Source organism: Gorillibacterium sp. CAU 1737 (assembly GCF_039888655.1).
Classification (GTDB): domain Bacteria; phylum Bacillota; class Bacilli; order Paenibacillales; family NBRC-103111; genus Gorillibacterium.
Genome location: NZ_JBDQQO010000002.1, coordinates 537,798 through 555,584 on the forward strand (window position 1 = coordinate 537,798; position 17,787 = coordinate 555,584).

15 protein-coding genes are annotated in these 17,787 nt (G+C 53.3%); 1 reads left to right on the forward strand and 14 read right to left on the reverse strand.

Annotated elements, in window-relative coordinates; all coding sequences use genetic code 11:
• Positions 1 to 278: 278 nt before the first annotated feature.
• The 12 genes from AAFN83_RS07000 to trpE form a co-directional block, all read right to left on the reverse strand.
• Complete coding sequence (locus tag AAFN83_RS07000) at positions 279 to 2,936, reverse strand: MerR family transcriptional regulator (protein ID WP_347768133.1); 2,658 nt, start codon at positions 2,934 to 2,936, stop codon at positions 279 to 281.
• A 172-nt stretch (positions 2,937 to 3,108) separates the two neighbouring features.
• Positions 3,109 to 4,077, reverse strand: a complete 969-nt coding sequence (locus AAFN83_RS07005) for a helix-turn-helix transcriptional regulator (RefSeq protein WP_347768134.1) — start codon at positions 4,075 to 4,077, stop codon at positions 3,109 to 3,111.
• A 161-nt stretch (positions 4,078 to 4,238) separates the two neighbouring features.
• Positions 4,239 to 4,511 carry a hypothetical protein gene (locus AAFN83_RS07010; protein ID WP_347768136.1) on the reverse strand — a complete coding sequence of 91 codons (273 nt, stop codon included), beginning with the start codon at positions 4,509 to 4,511 and terminating at the stop codon, positions 4,239 to 4,241.
• A gap of 24 nt (positions 4,512 to 4,535) precedes the next feature.
• Entirely contained in the window at positions 4,536 to 5,885 is a 1,350-nt protein-coding gene (locus AAFN83_RS07015; RefSeq protein ID WP_347768137.1) for a helix-turn-helix domain-containing protein, read from the reverse strand.
• Between the two features lie 254 nt (positions 5,886 to 6,139).
• The gene (locus AAFN83_RS07020) at positions 6,140 to 7,231 is read right to left on the reverse strand and encodes a prephenate dehydrogenase (protein WP_347768139.1); all 1,092 of its coding nucleotides are present in this window, start codon (positions 7,229 to 7,231) and stop codon (positions 6,140 to 6,142) included.
• A gap of 80 nt (positions 7,232 to 7,311) precedes the next feature.
• Positions 7,312 to 8,412, reverse strand: coding sequence for a histidinol-phosphate transaminase (gene hisC / locus AAFN83_RS07025; RefSeq protein ID WP_347768140.1), 1,101 nt, complete (start codon positions 8,410 to 8,412; stop codon positions 7,312 to 7,314).
• 64 nt (positions 8,413 to 8,476) lie between these two features.
• The gene (gene trpA / locus AAFN83_RS07030; protein WP_347768141.1) at positions 8,477 to 9,307 is read right to left on the reverse strand and encodes a tryptophan synthase subunit alpha; all 831 of its coding nucleotides are present in this window, start codon (positions 9,305 to 9,307) and stop codon (positions 8,477 to 8,479) included.
• Positions 9,304 to 10,536, reverse strand: coding sequence for a tryptophan synthase subunit beta (gene trpB / locus AAFN83_RS07035; RefSeq protein WP_347768143.1), 1,233 nt, complete (start codon positions 10,534 to 10,536; stop codon positions 9,304 to 9,306). The genes trpA and trpB overlap by 4 nt, the downstream gene beginning before the upstream one ends.
• Positions 10,484 to 11,251: a phosphoribosylanthranilate isomerase gene (locus tag AAFN83_RS07040; protein WP_347768144.1), complete on the reverse strand. Its 768-nt coding sequence runs from the start codon at positions 11,249 to 11,251 to the stop codon at positions 10,484 to 10,486. The genes trpB and AAFN83_RS07040 overlap by 53 nt, the downstream gene beginning before the upstream one ends.
• 5 nt (positions 11,252 to 11,256) lie before the next feature.
• Positions 11,257 to 12,066: an indole-3-glycerol phosphate synthase TrpC gene (gene trpC, locus AAFN83_RS07045; RefSeq protein WP_347768145.1), complete on the reverse strand. Its 810-nt coding sequence runs from the start codon at positions 12,064 to 12,066 to the stop codon at positions 11,257 to 11,259.
• Complete coding sequence (trpD, locus tag AAFN83_RS07050) at positions 12,056 to 13,108, reverse strand: anthranilate phosphoribosyltransferase (protein WP_347768146.1); 1,053 nt, start codon at positions 13,106 to 13,108, stop codon at positions 12,056 to 12,058. Before trpD ends, trpC begins: the two co-directional genes overlap by 11 nt.
• Before the next feature lie 149 nt (positions 13,109 to 13,257).
• On the reverse strand, positions 13,258 to 14,814 hold the full coding sequence (trpE, locus tag AAFN83_RS07055; RefSeq protein ID WP_347768147.1) for an anthranilate synthase component I: 1,557 nt from the start codon (positions 14,812 to 14,814) through the stop codon (positions 13,258 to 13,260).
• A gap of 830 nt (positions 14,815 to 15,644) precedes the next feature.
• On the opposite strand from trpE, the gene AAFN83_RS07060 reads away from it, so the two are divergent.
• Complete coding sequence (locus AAFN83_RS07060) at positions 15,645 to 16,178, forward strand: hypothetical protein (RefSeq protein ID WP_347768149.1); 534 nt, start codon at positions 15,645 to 15,647, stop codon at positions 16,176 to 16,178.
• A gap of 132 nt (positions 16,179 to 16,310) precedes the next feature.
• On the opposite strand, the gene aroH is transcribed toward AAFN83_RS07060, so the two are convergent.
• Positions 16,311 to 16,688, reverse strand: a complete 378-nt coding sequence (aroH, locus tag AAFN83_RS07065; protein ID WP_347768150.1) for a chorismate mutase — start codon at positions 16,686 to 16,688, stop codon at positions 16,311 to 16,313.
• Between the two features lie 3 nt (positions 16,689 to 16,691).
• The gene (aroB, locus tag AAFN83_RS07070) at positions 16,692 to 17,786 is read right to left on the reverse strand and encodes a 3-dehydroquinate synthase (protein ID WP_347768152.1); all 1,095 of its coding nucleotides are present in this window, start codon (positions 17,784 to 17,786) and stop codon (positions 16,692 to 16,694) included.
• Position 17,787 lies beyond the last annotated feature (1 nt).

Below are 17,787 nucleotides of genomic sequence, written 5' to 3' on the forward strand. Positions count from 1 at the left end.
GAATTCGCCACCACAATCCCTCTGCCCCCATACGTCACCGGGAAGTCGCCGCTCCTCCCCTCTGCAAAAAAAGAAGCCGCCAAGATTGGCGGCTTGCACAGAGTGCAAATTCGGATAGGAGTGGAGAGAAACCATACTGTACTTTTATTATATGTATCCGTTTTCATTCTGTCAATCTTTTTTTGAAAGCGATTTCTATTGTAGATTTTGGAAGTGCTTCCTCTTATGACACAACGAAAAAGCCAATGTCCAAAAGGATCTCACCGTTTGCATCGGGTTCATGAAATTGAGGACGCATGCTCGGTTAATAGAGCCTGAACTTGATCCATACAGACCGCAAACTCCCGAATCTTCGCAACAATTCGATCGCGCTTCGCCCGATCCTGAAGAGTGTCCAAGGTGATATTAAAGCCTCCGCCCAGCGCCTCCAGGTCTTCCCCGTGTTGATCATTCCACAGATGCCCGGTTTGCCGGTATTGCTCGCGCACCTCTTCCAAGAAAGACAAATCCGGATTCAGCTCCTGCGCCTTCGTCAAGAATCCTTGACTCCCGCCGCTATTCGTCGCGAGGTTGCAGACGTACACCTTATACATTGCCCAATCGTCAAAGTCCTCCGGCTTTATGGAGTCAAATTTGCCGTTCTCGATATCATCCGCCCAGGCCCGATAAGCCTTCGCTCCAAAGAGATAGTTTTGGTTTTCAAAGGTCAGAAGCTCCAGCAAGGTTTCGATCCGCTTCCGATACAGTTCCACAAGCGAGACATCCTTTTTCTTCTCGCCAATAAAGAGCCAGCCATTGCAATGGTCACCATCCGCCAAATAATCTGCTGGCAGCAAATCATCCACGGATATACGATCCGGCTCGGCCACATCCCCGAACAGGTAGAGCAGGGTCTTGCCATAGTCTTCATACCCCACAAGCACTCCCCAGCTGTATCGGTCATTGGGATTGTTGCCGTGGTCATTGAAGATGACGGGAATTCCTTTGTCGATATAAGCCATCAGCGTCTGCACATACATCTCCCGGTTGTTTAAAATCTGCTTGAGCGGGACAAAGCTGCTGGCATAGCCACATTGTGCAAAGATCTCCTCAACCACCTCGTGATTGCCTTTTTCGCTTAAACGATAGTCTAACGGCCCATCCCCTCGGAAATGATTACGAGAGTACACCTGCGTGAAATTCTCCCCGATAAGACCAGCAAAAAACCAGTAATCGTAATCGGATTCGCCAAGACATTCCATCAGAAAGCGGGCACAGCCGTTAAACCAGTAGTTTTCTCCGTAATGCAAGGTTACGAGCTGGTGAAGATGAGGAAGCCTGTTGTTGCTTGGTTTGGATGCTGTCATGACCAATTCTCCTTTTTTTAGCTTGATTTTCGGACTTGTCTTCAATTGCGAAATGGTTATGGAACGGAACAGCTTTTTTCCCTGCCCGTTAGAGCCGATGAAAAGAGTTTCTGGCCTTTGCCAATGGAGATCCATCGCCATGTAAGGCATATTGTCCGAGCAAAACCGCACTTCGCCGTTCAGGATCACCGCAAAATGCTTTTCTCCAATGATCCAGGTTAGCTTGTTGTACCGATCGTGTGGGATGTTGCCGATTTGGGGATAAAGATAAGTATTGCCAATCACCGGCTGATCGAATTTGATCGCGTGCTTGGAGAGATAGGAATCCGCATTGTTCTGGGCATTCATGGTGTAGGTATGGCTGCCATGTGAAAACCACAGGCTTCCTTCATCCGCTCCATATTGATAGGCTTCGCTCTGGCTTTCCGCGAGGAATTCAATATCCACCCGAAAAGGGATTTTCACCGCGATGTTGGTGGACAGCAATCGAGGAGTGATCCAGGCAATAAACTCTGCTTCCCCATTCTCAAGCACCCTATAGTGCGGATCATAAATAGAGGTTATCTTATGAAAGTCAACGGGGTACTCGTGTAAAGCGGGGTTGGCTGCCTCAATCTCCTCTGCTGAAGGTCCGGTGATTTGCCGAAATGGCTCAAAGTGCTCGGCCAGTAGCATTCGTCTTTTTATAGGCAAATACAGCTGCACTCGTTCTCTTTGGCTGTCTTGGGAAATCACCGATTCTACCAAGGTTTCCTGGCGAAGTCTGCCATCATGGCGATAGTCCACCTCGTAGTAGAGATTGTCATCGAAGCTTTGGATCATCCGCCGATGCAGGTCGCCCATGTCCTCATCCACGTAAGCCGCGCCTACCGCGAACAAGCCTCCCTCCAGGTGAATGTCGGAAAAGTCGGTATCGTTTTGAAAAGATCCGGTAACCTTTTGCAATAAAATGGTGTCTTCTTCGGTCTGGAATTCAAAGAAGTCACGGCTTCCGGGTATCCCAAAGGGAATTTGTCGGCTCGCCAGGGTATTCCAGAACCCATCGGCATCCGATTGGCCGCTGTCCTTCCTCTTCGAGGAAAGCATACGCATGGACGGCAGTTCCAGCAGGGTAAGCTCAAGCGGCTTGGTCAGCTTGTTCGCCACTTCATCTAAACGGGATAATGTCAGCTTCTTCTCCTTGCTCTGAGAGAGCATCTGATGTTCCAGCCGTTCATAGAGCAAAGGCAGGGCCGAGATGTGGGAGATGCCGTTGTCCAGCATCGCCTGCAAAAAATCCTGGACAAGGGATTTCAATTCAGCCAAAGCATCGATCTCGTTATCAATGGCGTGAATCCGTTGGACAAACATTTGTACCAGCACCGTCATATCCTGATTTTCGTAAATCTTGATGATGTCCTTGATCGGAATTTGCATTTTTCGGAGGACCATAATCTGCTGTAAGCGCTTAAGGTTCGCTTCGTCGTAGAAGCGGTATTTTTCCAGGGGCAAGCGAACACTCGCCAAAATGCCCATCTGCTCGTAATAGCGTAGAGTCCGTGAGGTAATGTCGAATTGCTCCGTTACTTCGGTAATTTTAACGAGGCTCATGACCGGCTCCTTTACTGGGTTGATCCTTCCTTCGATCAAGAGTATATCACTTGACCCAACGTCAAAGTGAAGGGGGGCTGTATAAAAAAAGAACCCTCACTCCCCTTTGAGAAGGAGAATGATGGGCTCTGCATGGTCTTCGAATCCGGCTTCCACCCGATCCTTATCTTGATTAAGACTTCCGTACTGGTCGAATATACTTAAAAAACTGTTCTGGATCATGGTACATGTAAATGATTCTACCGGGGGAAGTATCCCAGCCGTAACCGGTGCCCGTAAAATCAAAGGCTGCCATTGCCTTTTCCATCTTTTCCTCGACACTGCGATTTTCCTGCTCATAATCGAAGGGCCCATGTTCAAAAACAAGATACTCCGCTTCGGGAACATCGATCATTCGCATCTGCGAGGGCACTTCGCCTTTATATTCCATAGGAAGTCGTACACCGTAACACTCGGTACGCGGAATCCCCCAATCGCAAAGTCTGCCGTCCGGGTCCTGGATGTACGCCATAAGCTGACCGCTGCCGCTGTTCACATTAGTCCCGCCAGCGTCATCCAATTTTCCCTTGATGCTATCGAGGATGCCGCATATGGTTTCGCAGTCCTGTCCAGGGACAAGGCTTTGCTTTTGCCAAAAATCCCAATACCCATTACTCTCACGGTTTTGAATGTGCAAAAACTGGTGTGCGGGAATGGTTACAAAATACGTTTTCACATCCTCGGTAGATTTCATCATACCCATCTCTCCAAACCCAAAAAAGTAGCGGTCGAAAGGGTTAATTTTGGTGCGAAGGGCAACAGGCATAGGTCTTTTTCGGTATTCACTCGGCGTTACCCCATAGGCTCCCTTGAAGGCTCGGGTAAACGCTTCATGGGAGGAAAACCCATAATCAAATGCAATATCCAGCAGGCTTTTTTCACAATCCCGTACCTCTTTTAGGGCAAAGGCTAATTTTCTATGCCGCAGATAGTCCCGAAAGGGCATACCCGCTATTTCTTTAAATTTTCTCGTCGTATGAAATTCGGAATACCCTAACTTACGAGATAGAAATCGCAATGTGATGGCTTCCCCGCTGCGATTTTTAATACACTCGTCAATTTCATCAACGATGAATTGGATTTGCTTGTGCCACTCGTACATTCACCTGTTCACCCCGTTTCAACCACCCTATCGTCATTATAGAGGGATGGAAATCGCAGCACTTGATTCTACTTGCGAAAAAGGAAGGATCAGGTTCAGAGCGTCTCGACCCCTTTCTGAATCTCGTGTCATAAACGATACCTTTATCCATCATATTCCGTTTAAAAGGTGCTTTTGGCTCCGAGGGCTTCCACCACATAAAAAGACGACCGAGGCGTTTTGAATGAATCGTTGGGCCTCTTCCTTCTGCGTGCGGTGATCAATAAGTTGATAGTCATCAAAAAGAACTCAACTGGCTCATCTTTGTATTCGGGCGAATCCGCGCTAATCATAACAAGTGATTTTCGGTCGGTGACATCCTCCTGCAACACATTGACTAGCTTCTCCGAAAAGCCCTTATCATGAAACCAATCCAAGTAGTAATGAATATTCATATGAAATTTCTCCCTATGTAATAGCTATACTTTATCAAGCACAAACGTTTCAAACGCCTCCATGGCTCTATCCCTCATTGAAAAATCATAAATCCCGCTGTTTAGTAGGCGGATCGTGTAAAACATCGCTTCCATTATCGAGAGTTGATAGTCGCTTACTAACAACTCAAACGGATAATCCTTTATGGTTTCGCAAAGGCCGTTATGATAAACCTGGAGCAGCGGAAGCGCTTGTTTTTTATTCGGCGCAATGTGGAGCGCTAAAAGCATCGCTAAATCTTCGGTACCTATCCCCATTCGTACCGCTTCCATGTCAATGAATTTAACGGTCTTTGAAGTCTTGGAAAGAAACATATTTCCGGGGTGCAAATCACCATGAACAACGGTGAGATGTTTACTCGGGGTAAATCTTGAGTCAATCAATCCAACATAGTTTTCCCGTAACCGATCGATAGCGATTTGAAAATAATCCAGCTTGCCCCATTCGATCGTGTTTTCAAAGCTATTCCACACCTTCGGAATTTTACCTGTTTCTTCGGCGGTGCGATAGTTTTGAAAGTCTTTTTCCATTCCGTTGATATGGGCGAGCAGGTTCTCCCGGCTCTCCAAACGCCAATCCAGACCGATTTGCCGAAACGCGTCATTGTTGTCCATAAAGGCAGCGTGAAATTTTGCCGTTGCTTGAAGCAAAGCATGATAATTTTCCCGTACGTATGCGCCGCTGTCGTTGTCCTCGTTGAAATGATTGCCATGAACATAGCCCTCATTCAAATCCTCCATTAAAAGCACACCCTTGTCCATGTCCATGTGAAAGATCTGGGGTACGTTTCGGGTGTAACCGGCCACTACTTGATAATGATAGAGCTCTTTGTCTCCCGGTGAATGGATCTTTTCCATCAGCTTTATTTCTGTCTGCGGGGCAACAACGGTGAGGTGGATACTGGTATATCGATCCGTTTTTGAGGGAGTTCCTCTGATGACTTCACAGTTTCCGATATTCGGGTGTGTATGACGGATTGCATGGACAATGGATTCATCATCCATTCCTATTAATGGCTTGCCCATTTGCGCTTCCCCCAGTTTTCGCAAGATTTGATCTGCAATACGTTCTGCTTGCAGCTCCTCTGCGCTTGTTTTTTCTAGTTCTATCTTTTCATCCAAGATGTAAGCGGGCATGATGATGTCGTCTATGGTGCAGTTGAAAATTTGCGCGAGGACAGGAAGTAACGAGGTTTCCGGCAAGCTGTGCCCATTCTCCCATTTACTAATGGCCTGCGGTGAAATGGCAAGCATGTTTGCGAGCTTCTCCTGCGAATAACCGGACTTTTTCCGTAAGGCGTTGATTTTAACTCCCAGCCTCTGTCCATCAAGCACAAGTAACGCCTCCAATAACTTTATTTGCTATAAAAAAATGATAACATCCCTCTGGTCCTACGAACATATGAAAAACAGGAAGTCTACTCAACTACGAGTTTACCCCTGCGTATCATAAATGTCCTACCCGAACACCCGTCCCGCCCTTTCGGAGGCATGAAGAAGAGCCCTCACTCCCCCTTAGAAAGGAGAAGGAAGGGCTCTGAGGTGTGTCTTTAAATCCGATTTCCCGGCCGAATTTAGGAAAAAATTCGTTATTTGTGTACCGCATATGACTGTCCAAGCAAGGCTTCCGCTCGGTCTTGCGCCTCTTGATGGTCGAAGGACAATCGAAGTACCCCCGGCGCATCTGCTCGGCTCTCGATCACCTGAATGTTGCGCAGGTTGATGCGCTCCTCCCCGAGTCGGGAAGCGATGTGCCCGATAATCCCGGGATGGTCAGGGACATCTACATACAGATCAAACCATCCTTTGAGTGCGCCTTTACGGCGATCCGGGATGGAGTTGCGGAATGCTCGGGAGCGGCTGAACTCATCGATGATGCCGTCTCCGTCCTCCTGCTCCAACAGCTCAACGAATTTCTTCGATTCGGAGATCCATTCCTGCAGAAGCTCGAGCACGACCTGCCGGTTGCTGAGCAAGATATCGCGCCACACGACAGGCTCACTCGCTGCGATGCGAGTAATGTCACGGAAGCCGCCTGCCGCCAGGCTGTGGTAGAGGCCGTTCTCCTCGTTATGCTTCGCGATCAGATTGACCAACGCCACCGCCACGATATGCGGCAGATGGCTTATTCCACCGACAATGGCGTCGTGCTCCTCCGCTTCTACGCGAACCACTTGGGCTCTCGTTAAGGCAAGGAGCTCCTCCAACTGGGCAACGACTTCCTCCGGCACTCCAGGGAGAGGGGTCACGATGTAGAAGGCATTCTCATACAAATCGATCGAAGCTGCCTCCACACCGGAGCGTTCGGAGCCTGCCATGGGGTGGCCGCCGATGAACCATGCTTCTCCCAGATCGACCTTCGTTGCCGCCCGGCACACCTCTGCTTTCGTGCTTCCAACATCCGTGATGATGCAGCCCGGCTTTAAGCGCATACGACCGAGCTGATCCAAATACTCCGTAAGCAAACCAACCGGGACACAAAGAAAAATAAAATCGGCATTCGCTGCCGCAGCCTCAAAATCGACGGTCGCTTCGTCTACGACGCCTCTCTCCGCGTATTTAGCGGCCGAGGCCGGATTGGGAGAGTGCCCCACCACATGCAGGCCCGGCTTCCCTTTAAAACAAAGAGCAAGGGACCCACCCATGAGTCCCACCCCGAAAATCGCGATCTTTTTCACCATCATCAACCTTTTGCTCAAAATGATTCAAGACGGGGAGCGGCGCTTCCGCCTTCCTCCCCGCCCTGCTTGGGTTCACACTATTATGCCGTTACCGCTCGTTCCGCCAGCACTTCTGTGAGCGCAACGATAAATCCTTCGTTTTGCTCTCGACTCCCTACGGTCACTCGAAGGGAGGTCGGAAAACCAAGGGCATGACCGGCACGAATGATGTAGCCCTTCCGCAGCAGTGCATCAAAGAGCTCCTTGGACGGGTGCCCGGTCTCCACCATGATGAAGTTCCCGTGTGCCGGGAAATAGGTCAAGCCCAGGCGATCGAATTCACTTGTCAAATATTCAATCCCCTCCCGATTGGCTACACGGCAGCGTTCGATGAATTCTTCGTCCAGAATGGCGGCTTTGGCTGCCGCTTGCGCCGTACGCGTCGTGTTAAACGGCGGCCGCACCTGATTGACCAGCTTGATGACGTCTGGGTGTCCGATGCCGAATCCGATCCGCAAGGCAGCGAGGCCGTAAATCTTGGAGAACGTGCGGAGCAGGATCAGATTCTTGTGCTGCTTCAGAAGCTCCAATCCGTTCGGAAAATCCGGCTCCGTCACGTATTCGATATACGCTTCATCCAGAACAACGAGAACATCCGGCGATATCCGATTCAGGAAACCGGCGATTACCTCGTGGGAGAGGATCGTTCCGGTCGGGTTGTTCGGGTTGCAGACCCAGACGATCTTCGTTCGCTCCGTCACCTTGGCGAGCATGGCGTCCAGATCGTGCGTGCCGTCCTTCATCTCGGCTTCGACGATGACCGCCCCTTCGATTTCAGCATTATGGCGATATTGGGAAAACGTATGCGTAGCCATGACCGTCTCTTCTCCGGGGAGAAGGAACGCCTTGGCGATCATTTCGATGACCTCATCCGAGCCGCAGCCAAAGATCAGCTGGTTCGGTTCCACACCCACATGCTTTGCGACCGTCTCGGTCAGTTCGACCGCCGCTCCGTCCGGATACAAGCTGAGATGATCGAGCTCCCGGATGATGGCTTCCTTCGCCTTCGGCGAACAGCCAAACGGGTTCTCGTTCGAAGCGAGCTTCGTGACCTTCTCCAGGCCAAGCTCCCGCTTCACATCTTCGATCGGCTTTCCCGGTTGATAGACCGGCAGGTGAACAATAGAGGGTTTCGGCTGCAAGACGGACACTCCTTTGCAATTGGCGATTTCCCGGATTACAGCGATTACGCGGTCAACCGAGAAATTATGCTTTCAATTGTCTCACAAATTCACGGATTTGCAAGAGTCCATCTGCTTTCTGCTCTGGATTTCCAAGATGAGGCAGCACCTCTTCAATCTTCCGAACAATCGCGCTTCCGACGACCACCCCGTCGCATAGCCCGGAAAACCGCTGCACCTGCTCCGCATTCGATATGCCGAACCCAACCGCAACCGGAATCGTCGAGGCTTGCTTCACCGAATCGAGAAACTCCTCGATGTTGGCGGCGAACTCGCTGCGCGTTCCGGTCACCCCAAGCGAGGAGACCGCATAGAGGAACCCTTTGGCTCCGCTGGCAATACGAGCAATGCGCTCCTTCGAGGTCGGTGCAACGAGCGGAATGAGGTGAATGCCCGCTTGGTCTGCCAGCTCTCGAATCGGACCGCTCTCTTCAATGGGCAGGTCGGGCACGATGAGTCCGCTGACCTCGTGGGCGGCAAGCTCCTCAAAAAAACGCTTCAGCCCAAACTGCAGGACAGGATTGTAGTACGTGAAGAGAATGAACGGAAGCTCGCTTCCCTTGTCCCGACACACCTTGGCGGTTTGAATGCAATCTGCGATCGTTACGCGGTTTTGAAGGGCACGCAGCGAGGATCGCTGGATGACCGGTCCGTCTGCTAACGGATCGGAATACGGTACGCCCAGCTCCACAAGGTCGGCTCCCGCCTTTTCCAATTCGAGGATGATCTCCACTGAGGTGGCTAGATCCGGATCTCCTACCGTGACGAAGGGAATCAGCGCCGAACGCCCCTCTTCCTTCACTCTGGCGAAGGCTTGATCAATGCGATTGACTTTCACCGTACTCGATTGACTCATGCCTCTTCCCTCCTCTGATAGCCCAAGATGGATTCCACGTCTTTGTCGCCGCGACCGGACAAGCTGACGACGATGATTTGATCCTTGCTCATCGTGGGCGCAACCTTCAAGGTTTGGGCGATGGCATGGGCGCTCTCTAGCGCCGGGATGATGCCCTCCGTACGGGACAGCAAATGAAGGGCATCGAGCGCTTCCGCATCCGTAATCGGCACATAGTCGGCACGGCCGGAGTCCTTCAAGTAAGCATGTTCAGGGCCGACGCCCGGATAATCGAGGCCCGCCGAGATCGAATGAGCCGGCAGCACCTGGCCGTATTCATCCTGGAGCAGGTAGCTGAGCGAGCCTTGGAAGACGCCATGGCTCCCCTTGGTCATCGTTGCCGCATGCTCCTCGGTGTCGATCCCTCTTCCCGCTGCTTCCACGCCCATGAGGCGGACACCCGCATCCTGCACGAATGGATAGAAAATGCCCATCGCATTGCTTCCGCCGCCTACACAAGCGATAACGAGGTCCGGCAGCCGCTCTTCCTTCTCCAGAATCTGACGGCGGGCCTCATCGCCGATAATCCGCTGGAAGTCGCGAACCATCATCGGGTAGGGGTGCGGCCCTGTAGCGGACCCGAGAATGTAATACGTATCTTCCACGTTGCTGACCCAGTAGCGCAACGTCTCGTTGCAGGCATCCTTGAGGGTGCGGGTACCGGATGTGACCGGGACGACCTCTGTGCCCAGCAGGTTCATGCGGAATACGTTCAGCTGCTGTCGGCGGGTGTCCTCCTCGCCCATGAACACCTTACACTCAAAGCCCATGAGCGCCGCCACCGTCGCTGTCGCTACCCCGTGCTGGCCGGCGCCGGTCTCGGCGATCAGCTTTGTCTTGCCCATCCGGCGGGCAAGCACCGCTTGGCCGATGGCGTTGTTGATCTTGTGCGCCCCCGTATGGTTCAAGTCTTCGCGCTTCAAGTAGATCTTCGCTCCGCCCAGCTGCTTCGTCAGCCGTTCTGCATAATAGAGAGGGGTTTCGCGACCGGAGTATTCCTTCAGCAGGTAATCGATCTCCTCCTGAAACGAAGGATCCGCCGAGTGCAGCTTGTACGCCTCCTCCAGCTCAATCAAAGCGTTCATCAACGTCTCGGGAACGTATTTCCCTCCGAATTTACCAAAGCGGCCGTCCTGATCAGGATAACTCGTCGGGCTTGCGATTGGCTGCGATTCTGTCAGCTTGCTCATGTCCCTTCACCCTTTCCACGAATGTTCGGATCTTCTGAATATCTTTCACGCCGTCTGTCTCGACTCCCCCGGAGATGTCCACTCCATCCGGATGGTAGAGGTCGAGCAGGCTTCGCACATTGTCGATCGTAAGTCCTCCGGCGGCGATCAAGCTCATCCCGAGGCGGTGTGCCGCTTCCCGGTATGGCGGAATGGACTCCCAAGGAAAGGTTCGGCCGCTCCCGCCAATCGTAACCGGATCATAGGTGTCCAGCAGTACCGCATCGACCGAGCCCTGGTACGGAAGGAGAAGCTCCTTCGCCGCCCGAAGCGGTTGAATCGGTCTCCTCAAATCCATCTTCCCGCTTCTCTTCGCTTGGCTCGCCAAGGAGATCACCCGGTAGACTTGTACACCGAACTGCTCCCGAATCCATCGGCAATCGTCTGGAGACTCCTCGCTGTGCAGCTGAACAATGTCTACAGGAGCTTTCGCCAGCACCGCCGTCAGCTCCTCCCGGCTCGGCTCGACAAAGACGCCGACCGTTCGATGGAGAGCGTCGCCGCGTTCTTCGCGAGCGATCCGAATGAGGCTGCCTGCTTCCTCCGGCGTTACTTGCCGGCGGCTCTTCGCAAAGACAAACCCGATCTGATCGACCGGAAGGGTGAGCAGTCCGCGCAAGGTTTCCTCATCGCGGATGCCGCAAATCTTGACGGTCGGCTTCCTTCCGTTTCCCATGTGCGTCAAGCCCCCTCCGCAGCCGTTACCGGGCCGAGGAGATCCGTTACCGCCTGTCCGATATTCGCCTGCCTCATGAAATGCTCTCCTACCAGAACCGCTTGGGCTCCATAACCGGACAGCCGAGTAATATCCCCGGCACTCGCGATACCGCTCTCGCTCACCAGCACTTTCCCTGGAGGGACTCGGTCAGCCAGCTCCTGCGTGGTGTCGAGGCTCGTCTCGAAGGTATGCAGGTTGCGGTTGTTGATACCGATGAGTCGAGGATCAGACGGCAAGTCCAGTACCATAGCAAGTTCCTCGTGATTGTGTACCTCAACCAGAGCGTCAAGCCCAAGCTCCCGGCTAAGCTGCAACAGCTGGTCCAACTCCTCTTTCGTCAGCATGGCGGCGATGAGGAGGATGGCATCCGCGCCGATCATTCGCGCCTCGTAGACTTGCAGAGGATCGATCGTAAAGTCTTTGCGCAGGATTGGCAGCTTCACCGTTCGGCGAACCTCCATCAGATACTCATTCCCGCCTTGAAAGTATTCCCGATCGGTCAGGACCGAAAGGCAATCCGCTCCTGCCTCTTGATAGGCTCGGGCGATGGCCACCGGGTCGAAGTTGGCTCGGATGAGCCCCTTCGAAGGCGAAGCCTTCTTCACCTCGGCGATGAGGCCCATCAGCCGCTTGCGATGCGCGGTCAACGCCTTCTCGAAGCCGCGGCAAGGCGGCAGGTCGCGGATGACCCGCTCCGCTTCCCGGAGGGTCAACCGTTCCGCGAGCTCCTGCACTTCCCGTTCCTTCGTTACGCGAATCCGATCAAGAAACATGGCTGACCTCCCGGGTGCAGGCGACAAGCTCCGCCAGTTTCGCGGAAGCCCTGCCCGAATCAATGATCGCGGCCGCCAGCTCGACGCCGCCGCGCAGGCTCTCCGCGCGTCCTGCCACATAGAAGCAGGCGCCTGCATTCGCGAGCACTACATCCCGTCGAGCGCTCAGTTCTCCGTCCAGAACGCTGCGGATAATCGCCGCGTTCTCCTCGGCATCGCCGCCGGTCAGGTCCGTGAGGCGGTGCGTGGACAACCCGAGATCCTCCGGGGAGATCTCTGTGGTGAAGACCCGGCCCTCACGAAGCTCGGTCACCTTCGTCGGCGCCGAGACGCTGATCTCGTCCAGCCCGTCGTAGCTTCCCACCACAAGCCCGCGGGTCACGCCGAGCGACTTCATCACTTCGGCGATGAGCTCCGTCTTGCTGCGGTCAAACAAGCCGAGGAGCTGGCGATCCGCTCCTGCCGGATTCGTAAGCGGCCCTAGCAGGTTGAATACCGTGCGGATTCCGAGCTCCTTACGCGGTACCGCAGCATGCTTCATTGAGCCGTGGTAGGTTTGAGCGAAGAGGAAGCAGATGCCGATGCGCGAAAGGCATTCGGCCGCTTGCTGCTCCTTCAGGTAGATGTTCACCCCGAGCGCCTCCAGCACATCCGCGCTGCCGCTCTTGCTCGACATGGCGCGATTGCCGTGCTTCGCGACCCGAATGCCGCCGGCCGCCGCGACAAGCGCGGAAGCGGTGGAGATGTTGAAGGTCTTGGCCCCGTCTCCGCCGGTACCGCAGGTGTCGAGGAGCTCCGTGCACTCGGTGTCCACCCGGTTTGCTTTTGCCCGCATCAGCTCAGCAAATCCGGTGATCTCCTCCACCGTCTCCCCCTTCATTCGGAGCGCGGTCATCAGACTCCCGATTTGGGCGGGGGTCGCGAGACCGTCCATGATGTCCGCCATCGCCATTCTGGCTTCCGCTCGGCTCAGGTGCTGCCCTTCCACCACCTTGCCGATCGCCTGCTTCACTGAAAATACCGGAGCTTCTATCGTTTCCATCCGGATCTCCTCCTCTACTCTTCTCAACTTCGGACACCGCGATGATCCCTTCAGGGCAACCTCCGCTAGCCATCCGCTAAGCTCTTGCTCGACCGTACCGCTTCTAGACAAGACTCAATCGCTTGGCAGCAGTCTTATCTCGAAAGCCCTCAGGCGTAATAGTAATCCCCGTTAATGACAGGCTCGGCTTCGTGCTCCGCCTTGACCGGCTCCAGAAACATCTCTTCTGCCAGTCGAATCGCCCTCAGCATCGCCTTCGCCTTGTTGACCGTTTCCTCAAATTCCTTTTCCGGAACCGAATCCCAGACGATGCCCGCTCCAGCTTGAACGTAAGCTTTGCCGTTCTTGAAGATGATCGTGCGAATGGTGATGCAGGTGTCGAGATTCCCGGAAAAGCCGAGATACCCGATCGCCCCGGCATAGGCGCCGCGCGCTTCCTGCTCCAGCTCCGCGATGATCTCCATCGCCCTCAGCTTCGGTGCTCCCGAAACCGTTCCCGCCGGAAGGCAGGAAATGAAGGCGTCGAAGAAGTCTTTATCCTCGCGAAGCCTTCCGTTCACGTTCGAGACGATGTGCATGACGTGAGAGTACCGTTCAATCTCCATGAACGTATCGCAGTGAACGGAACCGAATTCCGCTACGCGGCCAATGTCATTGCGGCCCAGATCGACGAGCATCAGATGCTCTGCCCGCTCCTTCTCGTCTGCTAGCAGCTCCCGCTCCAGCTCGGCATCCTCCAACTCGTCGCGTCCGCGCGGCCGGGTTCCCGCAATCGGGCGGGTCTCCACCTTGCCGTCCTCTACCCGAACGAACAGCTCCGGCGAGGTACCGACGATGATCTCATCCTCAAACTTCAAGTAGTACATATAAGGAGAAGGGTTCGTCGTCCGAAGCACGCGATAGACTTGTAAGGGGTCGATGTCCGTGCGCTTTTCAAAGCGTTGGGAGAGCACGACCTGAAAGATGTCTCCGGCCCGAATGTACTCCTTAGCCCGCTCGACGTTCGCGATGTATTGCTCTTTGGTCAGATTGGACTGAATGCCGGTCAGGTCCACCTGCTCGGGCATCGGGCGATGAGGACGACCGAGTGGAGGCGGAGCTTGCTGCACCTTCTCGACGGTTGCATCAATTTGCCGACAGACCCGCTCGTACTCCGCCTCGATCTCCCGATCGGTAGCACCGGGAGCCACGTGAACGTTGCCGATGATGACCAGCTCCTGGCGGAAGTGATCGAAGACCACCAGGCGGTCGCAGAACAGGAAGCGAAGGTCTTGCATCTGCAGGTCATCGCAACGATGCTCGGGAAGCCGTTCGTAGTCCTTCAACAGGTCGTATCCGAAGAATCCGACTGCTCCGCCAGTAAGGCGCGGCAGACCGGGAAGGGACGGGCTGCGGTACATGCGGTGGTAGCCCTTCAGCACCTCCAGCGGCCGTTCGGGATGGATTGTGGTTTCCCCATCCACCGTCACCTTCGTGACTCCCTTCTTGCCTTCCAGCGTCAAGTATGGCGATGACCCAATGAAGGAGTAGCGCGCCCACTTAACCCCGCCCTCCACACTTTCCAGCAGGAAAGCTTGCGGCTCATCGGAAAAGTGGCGAAACACCCGGATCGGCGTCTCCGTATCCGCCAGAATCCGCCGGGCGACCGGAATGAGGTTGTAGCGTTTGGCCAGACGAACGACTTCGGACAGCTCGGGTTGGTACATGTCGGCGCTCCTCTCCTTCGATTCAAATAAAAAACCCTCTACGCTAGTAGAGGGTTGGAAATTCGCGTATGCAAGTCAGACGGACCACGCACGCATCCTCAGCCCGCTTCACTCCCCATCAAATGAATGGTAGGGAAATCAGCAAACGAAGAAAGCGACCTGCATCCGCACGCTCAGCTCTCGCTCGTCTCAACTCAGCTCTACTCTTGGTCTTGCGCTCTACCGATTCAGACGCTCCCGCCCGAATCCGGTTTGATACCCAACACTATACACGATTGAAGAAGCTAGCGTCAAGCGGAGGTTTATGAATAATTGAGATCGTAACCAACTTCATTTACTAATAAAGAATCAAGAGTCAAAGTCTGCCCTTCTAAATGTTTCTAAGCCAACAAAGACAACTGTGTGGCTGTCAAACCAACTCATGTTAAACATAAATCACCCTTTCATAAGCTAGCAATATTTCTTTGAAGTCAACGGCTTGTCTACTGATGAAACAAGAGAACAAAGGCGAGTTAGAACAGTCGGAATTTCATTAGAACCATTATGAAATATTATTTTCCAAAATGGAATTTCAAGTTTTTTGCTACAAATTGATTATTTTAGGTGTTTATATTTGTGCAAGATACCTTACAATACAAAAACCAAAAATGGAGGAGTGTTTATTCTCCTGCTGTTACAGCAATTGTCTCATTCTTTAATATGGGAAAATACTACTTATCATCCCATACAACGTACAAATGAGTTTGATTAGGTAAAGAACTCAATTGCTTTTTAATTTCTTCTTATCAAGTTTACACCAAACCAAAGAAAGCTGGTTGGAGGCAAAATTCTTGACGAAACGATTAAGAAGAATTTCACTGTTTATCCTGTTACCAGGTTTCGGCGTGGCCATCTATTTTTTCATTCAAATGTACCCCTATCAATTTCTTGATCTTCAATCGAGGAGCTTACGGGTTTTTCAAGATTACATGAACTTCTCCTTGCCCGGAAAACCGACAATCCCCTTTCACAAAGATACGCATGGAGGGTTTCACGGAGACGGAACCATGCTGACCGTCTATCAACTCAAAGAGGAGGAAATCAAACAGATTCTTCTTGAGCAAAAAATCGAACAGACGTGGAACAAGCTGCCGATGAGGCCAGAACGGGCTAAGGCACTGCATGAGCTGTTCGAGGATTCTTACGATGAAGACATTCCCAAGCAGCGAAATTTCGGTGCTCAGGAGGGGTATTACCTCTTGATCACTCGTAAGGGAGAGGTCATTGCCGGGGATGATTTTCAGCAACCTGCTTATTACAACATAATCGTGTGTTTGATCGATACAAAGTCTAATCGGGTTTCGCTTTATACTTCGGATACTTAAAGCCAAGCCACCGATACGAAAGACAGGAGCCCGAGATGTTCGTAAGTAACGAGAAAACCGTTCCCTCCCATGAGAGAACGGTTTTTTGGCGCGGTAATCGTTTCGGAATCAGAATTGATTCGTTCGATCCTCTTACTTTTCGCTTCCTGCCACGATATCCGGACGCAGCTTCTTTGCCTCGTTCATGTAGATATGCCGAATCTCTGCTTGGCCGCGCATTGTATTCACGTGCACCATCAAGCGAATGCAGCGAGGCAAGCTCGGCTTCACCGGAATTTCCAAGGCGCACATGAGCGGGACAAGCTCCCAGCCGCTCAATTGACGGATGGCCATCGCCGGAAAGGCCGCGGTCAAATCCTCTGTCGTCGTGACGAAAACGCTGCAGATGTCCTCCGGCACCACCTCATTTGCTTCCACGATGCGGCGAAGCAGCTCCGCCGTCTCCCGGAGTACCTCTTCCTTATCGTCTCGTTCGACGGTTGTGGCACCCCGTATTCCCCTTACCCACATGGCTTACCCCTCCTGCTTTAATTCGTCAATGACTTGACGAACCTGATCGATGGTCACCTTCCGGTTGATTTCGACTCTGCCGATATCGAGCGGGAGGATGAAGGTCATCCGGCCTTCGCGAAATTTCTTGTCATGCATCATGGCTTCCAGAATGGCATCCGTGGAAAGCTCAGCCGGAATGGAGGCAGGACAGCCGATGCGAGCAACCAGCTCGCGAGTCTTCTCCGTGATGGAGGCAGGTCGCCCGAACGCCTCCGACAGCTTGGCAGCGCCGATCAGCCCAACGGCAACGGCTTCGCCGTGCAGGAACGTCTTGTAGCTGGTTACCGCCTCTAAGGCATGGCCGATGGTGTGCCCCAGGTTGAGCACTTCCCGCAAGCCGCTCTCTTTCTCATCCTGAGAGACAACCTCCGCTTTGATCCGGCAGGCTTCAAAGAGTGCATTTTCCAGCGTTGTCGGGTCCAGCTTCAGCAGCTCGTCCAGATGATCCGAGAACCACTCCACGTATTCTTTATCGAGGATAAGCCCCTCTTTAACGACTTCAGCTAAGCCTGCCTTCACTTCTCGCTCCGGCAGCGTTTGGAGCAGCTCGGTGTCGTACAGCACCAGCTCCGGCTGGTGGAAGGCACCGATGACGTTCTTGGCGAGGCGATGATTGACCGCCACCTTCCCGCCCACACTGCTGTCATGAGCGAGGATGGTCGTCGGCACCTGCACGAAGCGAATGCCGCGCATGTAGCTCGCGGCGACAAACCCGGCGAGATCGCCGACTACACCGCCGCCCAGCGCGACGATGACCGAGCTTCGATCGAGCCCGGCTTCCAGGGCAACCCCGATAATTTCCTCCAGATTCGCGAGCGATTTGCTCGATTCCCCTGCAGGAATCACATAGTCATGCGTGCGGTAGCCACCCGCCTGCAAGGCCTCCTGGAGAGGCTGCAGGTGATGGGCGGCGACGTTCTGATCTGTCACGATCAGAAGAGGCGACGATGGCCGAATCCCGCTGTCGACCAAATGCTTCACAACATCAGCGGATATCCCTTGGCCGATTAAAATCGGGTATGAGCGTTCCCCCAAATCCACCATCAGCTTCTTCATC

What these genes read in the sequence shown, in the direction of transcription:
- AAFN83_RS07000 (WP_347768133.1), bottom strand. Translation starts at nt 2,936, where the DNA reads ATGAGCCTCGTTAAAATTACCGAAGTAACGGAGCAATTCGACATTACC.
- AAFN83_RS07005 (WP_347768134.1), bottom strand. Translation starts at nt 4,077, where the DNA reads ATGTACGAGTGGCACAAGCAAATCCAATTCATCGTTGATGAAATTGAC.
- AAFN83_RS07010 (WP_347768136.1), bottom strand. Translation starts at nt 4,511, where the DNA reads ATGAATATTCATTACTACTTGGATTGGTTTCATGATAAGGGCTTTTCG.
- AAFN83_RS07020 (WP_347768139.1), bottom strand. Translation starts at nt 7,231, where the DNA reads ATGGTGAAAAAGATCGCGATTTTCGGGGTGGGACTCATGGGTGGGTCC.
- trpA (WP_347768141.1), bottom strand. Translation starts at nt 9,307, where the DNA reads ATGAGTCAATCGAGTACGGTGAAAGTCAATCGCATTGATCAAGCCTTC.
- trpB (WP_347768143.1), bottom strand. Translation starts at nt 10,536, where the DNA reads ATGAGCAAGCTGACAGAATCGCAGCCAATCGCAAGCCCGACGAGTTAT.
- AAFN83_RS07040 (WP_347768144.1), bottom strand. Translation starts at nt 11,251, where the DNA reads ATGGGAAACGGAAGGAAGCCGACCGTCAAGATTTGCGGCATCCGCGAT.
- trpC (WP_347768145.1), bottom strand. Translation starts at nt 12,066, where the DNA reads ATGTTTCTTGATCGGATTCGCGTAACGAAGGAACGGGAAGTGCAGGAG.
- trpD (WP_347768146.1), bottom strand. Translation starts at nt 13,108, where the DNA reads ATGGAAACGATAGAAGCTCCGGTATTTTCAGTGAAGCAGGCGATCGGC.
- trpE (WP_347768147.1), bottom strand. Translation starts at nt 14,814, where the DNA reads ATGTACCAACCCGAGCTGTCCGAAGTCGTTCGTCTGGCCAAACGCTAC.
- aroH (WP_347768150.1), bottom strand. Translation starts at nt 16,688, where the DNA reads ATGTGGGTAAGGGGAATACGGGGTGCCACAACCGTCGAACGAGACGAT.
- aroB (WP_347768152.1), bottom strand. Translation starts at nt 17,786, where the DNA reads ATGAAGAAGCTGATGGTGGATTTGGGGGAACGCTCATACCCGATTTTA.